Origin of the sequence: Kibdelosporangium philippinense (genome assembly GCF_021390435.2) — a bacterium.
GTDB lineage: Bacteria > Actinomycetota > Actinomycetes > Mycobacteriales > Pseudonocardiaceae > Kibdelosporangium > Kibdelosporangium philippinense.
Window position 1 is genome coordinate 508,156 of sequence record NZ_JAJVCN010000004.1, and the last position, 12,703, is coordinate 520,858.

Annotated in this window: 8 protein-coding genes; 6 read left to right on the plus strand and 2 right to left on the minus strand. The window is 62.7% G+C overall.

The annotated features are described in order from the left end of the window. Window positions 1-285 precede the first annotated feature (285 nt). Window positions 286-468, plus strand: a complete 183-nt coding sequence (locus tag LWC34_RS45250; protein ID WP_233731462.1) for a hypothetical protein — start codon at window positions 286-288, stop codon at window positions 466-468. A gap of 719 nt (window positions 469-1,187) precedes the next feature. On the opposite strand, the gene LWC34_RS45255 is transcribed toward LWC34_RS45250, so the two are convergent. Both LWC34_RS45255 and LWC34_RS45260 read right to left on the minus strand, forming a co-directional pair. Then, on the minus strand, window positions 1,188-2,504 hold the full coding sequence (locus tag LWC34_RS45255; protein WP_233724452.1) for an ISL3 family transposase: 1,317 nt from the start codon (window positions 2,502-2,504) through the stop codon (window positions 1,188-1,190). Window positions 2,505-2,685: 181 nt separating this feature from the next. Further along, window positions 2,686-5,271, minus strand: a complete 2,586-nt coding sequence (locus LWC34_RS45260) for a DEAD/DEAH box helicase (protein WP_233731463.1) — start codon at window positions 5,269-5,271, stop codon at window positions 2,686-2,688. A gap of 254 nt (window positions 5,272-5,525) precedes the next feature. Between LWC34_RS45260 and LWC34_RS45265 the strand changes: the two genes are divergently transcribed. The 5 genes from LWC34_RS45265 to LWC34_RS45285 all read left to right on the plus strand — a co-directional run bounded on the left by LWC34_RS45265 (window position 5,526) and on the right by LWC34_RS45285 (window position 12,595). After that, window positions 5,526-5,849, plus strand: a complete 324-nt coding sequence (locus LWC34_RS45265; protein WP_233731464.1) for a hypothetical protein — start codon at window positions 5,526-5,528, stop codon at window positions 5,847-5,849. A 490-nt stretch (window positions 5,850-6,339) separates the two neighbouring features. Next, on the plus strand, window positions 6,340-7,074 hold the full coding sequence (locus LWC34_RS45270) for a hypothetical protein (protein ID WP_233731465.1): 735 nt from the start codon (window positions 6,340-6,342) through the stop codon (window positions 7,072-7,074). Window positions 7,075-7,184: 110 nt separating this feature from the next. Next, the gene (locus LWC34_RS45275) at window positions 7,185-9,029 is read left to right on the plus strand and encodes a recombinase family protein (RefSeq protein WP_233731466.1); all 1,845 of its coding nucleotides are present in this window, start codon (window positions 7,185-7,187) and stop codon (window positions 9,027-9,029) included. Window positions 9,030-9,773: 744 nt separating this feature from the next. After that, a complete protein-coding gene (locus LWC34_RS45280; protein WP_250109471.1) occupies window positions 9,774-11,612 on the plus strand; it encodes a DUF262 domain-containing protein in 1,839 nt (612 codons plus the stop codon). Next, the gene (locus LWC34_RS45285) at window positions 11,609-12,595 is read left to right on the plus strand and encodes a CBS domain-containing anti-phage protein (RefSeq protein WP_233731468.1); all 987 of its coding nucleotides are present in this window, start codon (window positions 11,609-11,611) and stop codon (window positions 12,593-12,595) included. The genes LWC34_RS45280 and LWC34_RS45285 overlap by 4 nt, the downstream gene beginning before the upstream one ends. Window positions 12,596-12,703: the final 108 nt, after the last annotated feature.

A 12,703-nucleotide genomic window follows, 5' to 3' on the forward strand; every position in this document is an offset into this window, starting at 1 on the left:
AGCGGTTGCGGTGAAGTCGGCGAGTTGGACCACCGTGTGTAGGACGACGTCGATTTCGAGTGGCCGCTCCTCTCAAAGTCCTGGAGAGGGAGGTCTTATGCTCTCTGGCGCGTTCCGCGCCAGCCAGGCGGCCTTCGATGGAGATCTCCGAGTGTGCGTTGGGGGTACAGAGACTTCCAGGGCTTCCTTTATCATCTGGATGACCAGTTCGCGAGTGGTCAAATGTCGGCAGATGCCGGCCATGGCCGCCGTGGTGAGTGCGCTGATCGGGTTGAAGGCGATGTTGTGCCCATCCGCATGAGCCAGATGTCCCGGCTCAGGTCGGTCCCCATCGAGCATCTCAGCCCGCAGGCGACCGTTGCCACGGAGAACTACTGGCAGCGCGGGGTGATCTCGCCGGTCGGCTCACCGATCATCGAGGATCACGTGCTCCGGCGCGCGGGCGTCCATGGGTGTCGCGCATGGTGACGCCGCGTTCAAGGAGGCGTTTGCGCACGGTGTCCGCCGCGACTGTCCTGGTCGAAAAACTCGGTTGCCGGTGTCGTGGCTAAGTTTCGTCGTCGTTAACCCCAGGGATCGGCGTGCATCGCATCCAACTCTTCTCTGTCGCTGCGTTCTTGTCCGGCGATGTCGAATACGCCGTCCTGGACTATTTGAGTGCCCGTCCACAGCCAGCGGTTCACACCGTGACAGACAAACGCATAGTACAGCGGGTTGATGGACCGACGCGAGAACCAGTCGGGCTCCCCGACGATAACACCAGCTAAGGCGCTGTTGACAAGCGAAGGTCAACGTTGCCCGGTGTCGGTCCTGCGCCCCAACAGATGCGCCATTCTCGTTCGGCAGACCAGTCGACTTCGCCGACAAGGTGCCGGACTCGTCGGTCGCGCAGTTTTGTACGGAAGATCGGCGGTGGCTTCAAGTTGTTCGTCATCCATTGACCAGACCGGCAAAGCGGCGTGCAAGACCGCGGGGACATAGTTGATCAGTAGTGCCCATGGGCCCCGTGTTCGGGTTGTGTCCACTGAGGTGGTGACGACATTTCCGCTGGTCTTAGACTGACTACCAAGGCGATGGTGGTAATCGTTGCAGGTCACCAAACCGCGCTTGCCCGCGTCCCGGTCATCCGGGTTATTTACTGGAGCTGTCCAGCGCGGCGAGTTCCGTCGTATGGCGGCTCTTCGAAGTTATGCGGGGTTGAGGCATCCTCGGCCTTTGCGGGTGGTGGCGCAGCGGGTGCGCAGACGTTGACTGACCGGGTTACGGAAGCCGTAGGCGTCGCGGGCGACGGTTTTGATGACCCGGTTGGTGCCCTCGGATCCTGCATTGGTGATGCCGGTGTCGAGGAAGGCGAGGATTTCGGGCCACCAGGCCGAGACCGTGCTGGCCAGTCGCTCCAGTTCGGGCAGGCCGGCTGTGGCGCACCGCTCGTAGAACCGCGACAGCCGGGGCCAGATCACGGCCCGGTCCGGGTGGGTGCGCGCCAGGTCGAGCAGGTCGAGCAGGTCTTCCTTGGCGTTCCACGCGGTCAGGATCGGTGTGCCGATCCCCGTCGGGAGTGCCCGCAGGTCGTCGATCATCGGGTCGAGGTGTTTCTCGTGTATCCGGGCGGCCGAGCGGGTCAGCCGGTTGCGCAGTTCCCACTCCCGGTTGCCTTTGCGGCCTCGCCGGCCCCGCACCTGCAGGGTGACCCGGCGACGGACCTCGGTGAGGGCCTGGTTGGCCAACTGCACGAGATGGAAGTGGTCCACGACCAGCCTGGCCTGTGGTAACACGGCGCGGACCGCGGCGGCGAAGACGGTGCACATGTCGATCGCCACGACCCGGATGCCCTGGCGCCAGGCCTGGTCCCACTGGGTGATCCAGTCCCGCACGGCCACGCTGGTGCGGCCCTCGACCTGCCCGAGCAGGCCCTGCCCGCCCGCGAGGTCCACGAACCCGACATGCCACCGATCCACTGTGACCTCCCAGCACTGCTGGTCGTCGTTCCAGGTCCACTGCGGACGGCCCCGGCGGATCTCGTCGATCCCCAGCACCGCCACCGGGTCTGGCCTGTCCGGCAGCACCGCGGCGGCGTGGGCGGTGAACGCGGCCGACACCACCGGCCAGGACAAGCCGTGATCCCGAGCGGACTGCACGATCGTGCGCCCACCATCGGCCACCGCCGCACCGGCCGCCCGCCGCAACCGACCGGTCACCCGGGCCCGCGCCGGAACCTGCTCGACCGCCTCGGTGAACGTCTTCCTGCCGCAGTCCTGCTGGTCACAGTGCCAGCGACGTTTGCGCCACCGCAGATCGACCTGTCTGCCAACCACCGGCAGATCCCTCGGCTGTGTGGTCACCCACTCCTTGATCCTGGTCGCTGTCACGCCGCATCCCGGGCAAGCACGGGCCTGCTCGTCTGCGGTGACCAGATGGACCACCGGCCCACCGTGTGCTGCTTCATCGACCCGAACGACAACCAGGCCGGCCAGGCCCAGCAGACGGGTCGTATCGTTAACCATGCCCGTGGCTCTTCTGTCGTGATCTTCCTGCGTAGACAACAGAAATGATCACGCACAGAGCCACGGGCCCTCACACTGGGCAGAAACCTCACGACCCAGTCAAACCCCGGCCAAGTTCGAAGAGCCCGTATGGCGTCCCAACCTCAGTTGTGAGGCTGGGACGCGGTCCATACTCGCTGGATCAGCCGAAGATCCGGAGAACACTGGCTTTCCGCACTAACTTGCCGTTACTTGGGGAGAGCAGCCTGGCGAGCCACTCACCTTGCGGTAGCTGCTTTTCCACGATTCCGCGGGCCTCGCCCCGCTCTGCTGCGCTACCACTTCCGAACGCACCGTGGTAGGCCATAAAGCGTTCCTGCATCTGGTCGAAGAGTGCCTCTGCGGCATCCTCGTGAAGGAGTGTGATGGCGGAACGAGCTGCATCGGCTGCGTCTTGCTCGACGTCTGCCAGGACGGTCAGGAGGCACCCGGTCACTACCGCACTTGGGTGTTTGTCTTGCTCGACGCGTAGCTGGCCCAGCAACTGGTTGATGTCGTCACGTGGTACGGCCTCCGGGCCGCTACCTGTTTTCACTTCCCATACCCGGCGTTGTCCCTTGCGGGATGTCGCCCATACCCAGCGCGCGTCGGTGGCACTAGGTCCTTTCGGGCGGTCGCCTGTGGCTCCACATAATTGCGCGAGGGTTTGTAATGCTTCGCAGCGTTCGTCATGTGTGCCCATCAGCATTGTCCGTGCTCGTGCCAAGCGGCCGGGTAGTTTGCTGCCGACCTCACGGATCCACTTGTCCCACTCGAGGAACAGGCTGTCGTGTGTGGCTGGAGCGATGTTGCTGCCCTTCAGTTCGTCGGCAGTGCGGCTGAGTCGAACGAACCATGCTGTCCTTGGTGCCGAGGTGATCGCTTGTTTGATCGCGTCTTGGGCTGCACGTGCGCTGCGGTTGTCGTGCTGGAGGTAAAGCGCGTGTGCTTGTACGTATCGCCAGAATGCGCTGTGTTCGGGTTCATTGCCGTCCGCCAGTTTCTCTCCGGCTGTCTGTGCGTAGTCTGCTGCGCTCCGGTAGTCACCGAGCCATAGCCGGTTGATTGCCTCGACTTCATTGTCGGCGCTGTCGACACCAGCGGCTCCAGTGACCTTCCGGCCAGGCCTGGCGCGGCCAGAACGGCTGGCAGCAGACGCTGGGGTTTCCGGTGCTTCTATGTGGTCCCGGTGTGTTCGCCAGAAGTGTTGTGCGGTGGCGATGACGGCGCTCCAGCCTTTGCCGTGTAGTTCGAGCGCTCTTCGGACGACTTGTTGAACATCTGAGCCGAGGGAAGCTCGGACCGTGCTGTCCGCCAATGCGTTGGCGAAACCTGCATCGAGGCCTAGGTATAGGGCTGAGTCGGTCTCACTACGGTTGGCGCGACCCAGCGCTTGGGTTACTCGTTGACCGACGCGGTGCCTCATGTAGGCGGCGTCTCCGAGATACGCCATCACGAAGCGTTCGAATTCGGTGGAAGCCGCTGGGACGCTCGGGATGATGACTAGCCGGCAAGTCTCGCCAGGAAAATCAAGGCCGTCGAATCGGCCTGCGGTAACGAGATGGGCGCGGGAAGTCACGCGCCATTGGTCAATCGGTGAGTCATCGCCTGCCTGGAGGCGGAACACGGTGCGGCCAGCTTCGACGAGCCGATTCTCGATGTGATCAGCTTCCGGGTTACTCGCACACAACCATGCGACGCGGCCAGGGCCGTCAGCCGCTGCCGAGTCAGATTGGTCAAGAGCGAAGTCGAACGGGTCCGTGTCCAAGCCCTCGTCGGCAAGCGGGTTGATGAGGAATGTCCTGCGGCCGGTAGAGGTGACTCTCAGTTCATCTGGAGTCTCGATCGCTACGAGCGGCCGGGTCCCCAACCTTCGCTGAAGATCTCCTGGTCGACCGAGCGTTGCGGACAAGTAAATGCGCTTCTTCGACGCTGAGTAGCCGGAAACCGTGTGCGTGGGAGGATGGTACGGCCTGATCTCGAGCGCAGATGGTCCAATGAGGACACCACACCTGGTGATATGGCTGCGGAGAGCCTCCTGCCAGACGATCCGTGCGCTCCGATCAGCGGCAAGGAAAATCGACTCGTCGACGAGATCGCTGGCGGTATCGGCGATGGAAGCCCAGTCATTGAAGGCGATCAGCTCTGGTGGGCTAGCGGGTGGTGCCGCACCGTCGCGCAGAGCTTTCAGCGTCGGGTACGCGTCCGGTGCCTGTTGCAGAATGAGATCACACAGCTCTTGGTAAAGGGTCGTGCCGCCGCGAGGGTTGCGCGGGATACGCATCGTGAACAAGCTCGTTAGCGGTTGTTCGGCCAGATGCGCGTCGTCGAAGATCACCAGGTCCGCTGGTTCGATCTTGGGACGGCTGTTGAAGTAGACCCAGTAGTTCATGACACCGACGGCTTGAGCTTGGTGGTAGTCATCGACCGCAGCGCCTGGGTAGTGGCCGCTATAGAAGCGATGAACGGGAAGATCAGGTAAGCCGGTCGCTTCTTGCTCCACCTGTTCAGCCAACTGTTTGGTGCCAGTCAGGTAGGCCACGGACATGCCCTCGTCGAGTGCCCAGTCAGCGATCAGCAGTGCGATTAACGTTTTGCCCTCGCCGGTTGGCAACTCGATTCCAACATCTGAGCTGGTCAAATGGTTCGTCGCGAACTCGGATAAGACATGCCGTTGCGTTGGACGTAAATCTGCGAAGGCGCCCGATGCGAGCGCTTGAAGCCGACGCTCGAAGTTCACTTCAGCCACCGGGCAACGTTGCCTCGGTATACCCTGATTGCACCAATGCTTTCGCGCATTGTCACCCGATTGGCCGAAGCGAACTGAGTCACGGACTCCGAGGCAGCGACGAGCTGCTACAGGTTCGAGCCGGAACCATCCTGCGACGAGCGCACCATGCACGATGTTTGGGTAGAAAGTGCTGACTGCGGTCGGTAGACGAACGATGGTTCGCCCCACAGTCCAGACAGACTAGGTCGAAAGGCAACGGGGAAACCCTCTTGGTGCGCGAGACACTTCCGGCCTGGTTCGCCGGGCGTCCGCTGCACGAGCTAGAGGTCCGCGTCATCGCGATCACCCGTGGCGACGCGTCCTTCCTGCCGACGCCGACCACCCTGGCCGACGCCGACGACGCGGGCAGCTTCGCCGTCGCCGCGACCGTGCTCGACCGAATGTGGTCCTTTGGGACAAGGAGCACGACACCGGCCAGCCGTCGTGACGGCGGCAGCTCAAGGACAGGACTGAGCGCTTCACGGGCACCGTCGAAGTCTCCCTGCTGGAGATGTGCCAGGGTGAGGTCGAGCCGGGTGACCGCAGTGTGGGCATAGGACGGCTCCTCCGGCAGGGCGTCCGCCTCAAACGCCACGAGGACGTGTTCTAGCGACTGGATGCTCTTGTCGTGCCGCTGCCACGATCCGTACCGGCTTGTTGAAATGGTGCATCGACAACCCGGTGAATGTCAGCACCCCCGCCGGCGTGTTCGCGCTGAACGCCTGTTCCACACCGTGATCATCGACCATCACGATCATGGCTCGCCAGCGTTACGCGACACCCTTAGGTGTCCTTTGTGGATGAAATTGGTGAAGGGGTGGCTCTTCGGGGTGTTCAAGTCTTCGCTGGAGGAAAGACCGGCTCACGCCGCTGTTGTGGGCACGGTGACCTGGCGATCTTGTGGCGCAGTTCGCGCGTTGTCCTCTTTTGGGCGCCGCAGACCGTCGGCGAGTTCAGCCCTTCTGGGTATCCGTCGATCCCGAGGGGCAACCGCTCGTGTGCGCAGGACGAGTCCATATCCGCCTCGTGAAGACCGGGGAGATCGCGATGGCGAAGCTGACGGAGGAAGAGAAGGCGCGTCGCGCGCTGAACCGGCGTCGCAAGGCCGCGTTGGAGGCCGAGGAGGACGCTATTCGGTGGGAGGAGAAGCAGCGCGAATGGGATGCGAACGGAACGCGTCTGACGTGGGCTGAACTTGTGGCCAGGGTGCCTTGTCGCGGATGCGGGCTTCCGGTCATCGACGGACGTGGGGGCTGGCCGGCTCTGCTCGCGATGGATGACGAGCAGCGTGCGGAGTATGAAGCGGCGGATGCGGACTTCAAGGAACGTCACGCGGACTGCCGTAGTCATCGTTGGAGCATGGAGGGATCGGCGACGGCGCACTGCGGATTCTGCTGTCCACCGCCGCCACTGAGTGAGGACCAGCTGGCGGCGGTCGCCTCCGTCTTGACTCGCGTTAGGCCGAAAGATCCGGCGGAGCTCGACACGTGGCAGCTGACACTGACGTGCGATCACGTCATCAGGAAGACTCAGCACCACTCACACACCTACTGGTCCGCGAGCGTAGCCACCTGTCCTGACTGTCAGCGGATACGGGGAATCGTGACGACGGAAAGGCTCCCGCCGAGCGTGGTGCGTCGTGACGCGGAGCAACACCGACTGGCCGACGACCTTGCCAAGGCTCGCCTCGAGCACGAACGTGTGCAGAAGAGGGCCGACTCTGTTCGCACGCGCATCAACGAGCTGGAAAGCCAACTCGCCGATCTCGACAAGCCCCGGTAGCCGAACCGCGAGGAGAACCGCGCAGACCTGACCGACGTAATTCGCGACCTTCTTCATTGGGCCGCACAACAGCAACCCGGCGAACAGTCCACTAAGGATGGTGAAGCCGTATGACCGCGGATGAGGTGACCACCAACCTTCTTGCGCCGGCCTTGTTGTCCGCCACCGTGTTGGTGTCTGGGCCGACAGGGCTGTCGGACTACGCCGTTTCGCCGTTGGGTGTCCCGGTGGCATTGCTGCGCAATGAAGTGCGGGTGGCGTTCCTCGGCCGTACGTCCACGGAGGATCAGCAAGATCCACGCCAGTCGCTGCTGCGCCAACTAGGCAACGCCAAGGTCGCCATTCCTGAGTCATGGGTAATCGTGGCGCACTTCTACGACGTCGAGTCGGGCCGGATGGAGTTGGACCAACGCGGCCAGGGCGGGAACTACGAGCGGTTCGACATCCCGATCGCCCGCGACGGCGGGATCGCCGACCTGCTGGACGAAGCACGGCATCCCGGTCGACGGTTCGACGTTGTGCTCTGCGAGTCCATCTCCCGGGTGGCCCGTCGCGCCTACGAAGGGCTGTCCGTCGAGCGCGAGTTGGAACAGTGCGACGTGCCGCTGTTCGCCGCTAACGAGCCCATCACACTGACCGGCAGCCGGGCGCAACGGATCTTGCAACGGCGGATCAACCAGTCAGTGGCTGAGTACGAAGTCCTCAATACGCTCGAACAGTCCTGGGGCGGATTGTGCACGCACGTCCGGGAGGGCTGGAACATCGGCAAACCACCGTACGGTTACCGGGCGAAGACCTATCGCCATCCGAACCCCACCAAGGCGGCCAAGGGACAGACCAAGACCCGCCTGGAGCCCGACGGGATACGCGCTGAGACCGTCACGCAGATCGCGTTGTGGCGCTACCACGATGGGCTGGGCTACGCCACCATCGCCGAACGACTCAACACCGACCCGGCGACATACCCGCCTCCCACACCACCGGGCCGGGATCGGGCGCGGGGAGCGTGGGTCAAGACCAGCGTCTACGAGATCCTGCGCAACCCGAAGTACACCGGCTACCAGGTGTTCAACCGCCGAGCGAGCCGCTCCCGGCACGGCGCGGTCAACGACCCGGTGAAATGGGTCTGGTCCACCGAGCCCGCGCACGAGCCGCTGATCCCCACGTGGATGTACGACGAACTCGACGCCCGTCGAGCGGCCAAGCAGGGCTCCCGTGATGGTCATACCGCCAACATCCATCCTCAAACGCGCCGCACCTACCTACTGCGGGGGATGCTCATCTGTGAGTGCGGGCGACGGATGTTCGGTAGCTACCGTCACGACTCGACTTACTACAGCTGCTGGCCACGCGGCAACGACGGGGGACACCCAGGCAAATACGCCGACCATCCCCAGGCGGTCTACGTCCGTGAGGATGCCGTGCGGGACGTGGTGTCCCGGTTCTTCGCCGACCGGGTCTTTGGTGAACGGAGGCGGCAGATTGTGACGGCCGATCTCATCGGGATCGACGACCGAGCCGAGCGGGCACGACAGGCCGAGGCCGAGCGGGCACGGCTGCAACGGATCGTCGTCGACGTGGCACGACGGCAGAACTCGATCCTCCGTCAAGCCCAGCGCGGCGACCCTGACGACCCGTTCACCAAAGCCCTGCGCGGCACCTACCACGATCTCGACGCCGAGAAAACCGCAGCGCTAGCCGCCATTACCCAGTTCGATGCAACCAACAAGACCGAACCCAGCCGCCTCGCCACAACGGACATCGCCCCGCTGGATGCGCTGCGCTACCTCGCGCCCAACCTTGCCAACGTCCCTGAGCATTTGCTGCGCAGACTGTTCGAGGTCACCCACCTCAGCATCCGCCTGCACAGCGGCACCGACTACGTCACCATCACCATGCGGCTACCACCGACCAGCTACCCGAGACCGCCAGCACGGCAGAAAGAATCGCCATGATCAACACCCGGGACTGTTTCACGATCGGTATTTCCGGCCCGACGCGCCGGTGCTCAAGCCCGCTATTTCAGTCCTTGACGATCGGCACCCCCGGCGAGGGCGGAAGGTACTCCGTCGAACGCGAATGTCCGTAGCCCTCGATAGTCTTCTCCGGTGCACATTGACGATGTCGTGGCACCGCAAACCGTGAGCGTGATCCGTGATGCGTTGAGCCGCTGGCGCGGACTCAATGAGCATCACGTGTTTGAGCGCCTATGCCTGGATTTCGCCAGGGCACGCCTTCATCCCGACTTTGTTCTGCCGACTGGACCGTGAGGGCAGGCGGAGACCAGGGGCATGACTTCGAGACCTTCATATCCTTTGTCGCTTACTCAGATGGCGTACAACCCTGAAGACCTGATTCCCGCCAACCGTTGGACACCATGCCGACACAAGATCTAACGACGTGGAGTGTTGCACGGCACAGCGATGTCCCTGCCATGCAGAATCCGTACTCGGCCCGTCTGAGCCAGGGAACTTGAGAAGCGGCCGCATCGGCCGCGAGGACGTGGTGGGATGTGGCGGTGTTACTGACTAACGAGCAGATCCGCGAGCAGGCGGACTGCATCGCTCAGCATGCGGCCAGCCTGGTCGACCGGGGCTGCGGACGGTTTCGCGGTCCAGCCGGGAAGCCCGCTGGCCGGAGACGACGCGGGCCAGCTGGTCGGGTAACCTTCCGCTCTTCGGCAACGACATGTCCGCCGGATGCGACATGTCGTCGGAGTAAGGGGAAGAGCCGTAATGGCCCTTGACAGCCCGAAGCTACGCGATTTGCTCAAGAACGTAGCTGTAGGCAAGATCCAGCTGCCGGATTTCCAACGTGAGTGGAAGTGGGATGACGAGCGCATCAAAGCGCTGATCGCGACGGTAACGCTGAACTATCCACTCGGGGTCGTCATGACTCTCGAGACGGGTGGTGTCGCCCAGTTTCGAGCGCGAACGCTCGCAGGCGTGAAAGTTGATCCTGTAGTTGTGCCAGACCTGTTGTTGCTTGATGGCCAGCAGCGGCTGACGTCGTTGGTCCAGGCGCTGCATCTCGACCAGCCTGTGGCGACTGTGGATACCCGCGGCCGTAAGGTTGAGCGCTGGTACTACATGGACATCGACAGGGCTGTTGATCCGAATGCTGATCGGGACGAGGCAGTGGTCTCAGTGCCGGCTGATCGGGTGCTTCGAGAAGACTTCGCGCGTCGTGTTCGGCTTGATCTGAGTACGCGTGAGGGCGAGTGCGGGGTGGGTTATTTCCCTCTCAGGCTGGTCTTCGACGACGATGCGGTGAGTGCTTGGCAGAAGTCGTTCGTGGGATTGACGGATGAGAACTGGGACCGATGGGCGATGTTCAATGCCCGTGTCCTGAACAACGTCCGTGAGTGCTTGGTCCCCATGATCCGGCTCGACTCCACCACGCCGAACGAAGCAGTCTGCTCCGTCTTCGAGCGGGTCAACACCGGTGGTGTTGTTCTCAACGTCTTCGAACTTCTCACAGCCACTTATGCAGGTGACCGCAAGCATTCTGAGGAGCACGGCACGGAATACAGCCTGCCCGAAGTCTGGCGCAGCACCAAGGAGAAGCTGGTAGGTCTGTACCCGGTACTGGGGCAAGTGGAAAGCGGTCGCGACGAAGGACTGACCAACGTCGACTTCTTGCAGGCGGTGAGTCTGGTGCTGTCCTACGAGCGTAAAACCGGTGGCAGCGCAACTGCGGTGGCCTGCAAGCGACGTGACCTGCTTGCACTTCCGCTGGTGGAGTTCCGGCGGCTGGAGCCTGTCCTGGCGGAGGCGTTCGCCTGGGTAGGCCGGTTCCTCAGCACCCAGTCGATCTTCACGGTCCGGGACCTGCCTTACCGCACCCAACTTGTTCCACTGGCAGCGGTCAAGGCTTTGCTTGGGAACCGAGCCGACGATCCCGAAGTGATGGAGCGGCTTGACAGGTGGTTCTGGTGTGGAGTGCTCGGCGAGATGTACGGCGGGTCAGTCGAGAGCCGGTTCACTCGAGACGTGGAGCAGCTTGTCGCCTGGATCAACGGTTCTCCCGACGAGCCGGACACGGTCGTCGAATCGGTGTTCCTCGCCGAGCGGCTCACGACGCTCACGACCCGCAACAGCGCTGCTTACAAGGGAATTCAAGCGTTGATCGTCAAGCAGGGAGCGGTCGATTGGAGTCACCCGGAAGACCGGATGACGGGCGCTTTCGTCATCGGGCAGGGCGTGGCAATCCGGCAGATCTTCCCCGCGACTTGGATTACTAGGAACGGGCATCCTAAGTCTCGCGCTGACTCCATCGTCAACAAGACGCCGATGTCACATGCCGCAAGTCGGCGCATGACGGGTGCCCCCTCGGCCTACGTCAACGTACTGGCTCGAGAATCAGGAACACCTGATGAGTGGTTCGATGACATCCTCACGACCCACCTCGTCGACCCAGTCTCCCTTCGAGCCGACGACTTCACCACGTTCTACGCAAGTCGCTACGAACGCCTCCTTTCCCTGGTTGAAATGGCGATGAACAAACGGGTGGTGCGTCGTACCGGTGCGGCGTCATGATGGACGGTTTTCAAGCTGTTGAGTCGCCGGTACTCGCGCAGATGGTGGGCAGATCGGTTTCAGCGGCACAGTTTCTGGCGCTGTTTGGTGTCCGCGTACGTAACCACGACAACGTGGCGCGGATAAACGCGATCCTCGCAGATGTTGGAGTTGCCACCATCCCGTCCTTCAGCACGTGCCCGACAGGTTCGGAACTTCACATCATCAAGGCGAAGTCGTTTCCCGCAGCCGTCGAGCCCGATGAGGACGACCTGTCCTCGTCGGCAATGCCGCATCGTGCGCTCCAAGTCGGTGATCTGCCCAGCGCTCGCAACGGACTCGACTCGGTCTCACCAGGTACTGACTTGGCTGCGGCGACCATGCTGATGAGAGTAAAGAACTACTCGCAACTGCCGGTCATCGACGGCACATCGGACCTGCGTGGTGTGCTCACGTGGAGCAGTGTCGCCCTCAACCTGGAGACAGGAAAACGACCGACTCTGGCAAGAGCGATGACCACGGACTCCATCCCGGTTGCTGAAGTGCATCAGCAACTGCTCGCCCATCTGCCTGCGATAACGAAGCAGGGATACCTCCTTGTTCGGGCGAACAATGGCACGTTCTGCGGCATCATCACCAGCGCAGACGTCAGCGGGCGCTTCGAGACCATGGCCAGGCCGTTCTTCCTCGTGGGCGATATCGAAGCCCGCCTGCGGAAGTGCTTGGCTGTCCTCAACGAGGACGCGATCGCGGCGGTGCAGAGAAGGAAGAGCGGAAAGATCACTGACTTGACCTTCGGCGAGTACAAGAACCTCATCGACAACGACGCCAACTGGAAGCTGATCGGCTGGCCGGGAGTACCGCGGGACCAGTTCATCCATCGGCTGGACAAGGTACGCATAATCCGCAACGAGATCGCCCACTTTCGGCCGGAACCACTTGCAGCAACCAGCCTGGCTGCACTCGAGGAGTTCGCTGGACTGCTCAGGCAGTACGTTCCATGAAGATCGCGAGTCCGAAGTTCAGAGGCAGACCGGCGTATGAGTGCTGAAGGCTTCGTCCGTGCTGGTCAGTAGCGCGGAACGCTCTTGCTCCATTTTTCGCGTCGACCG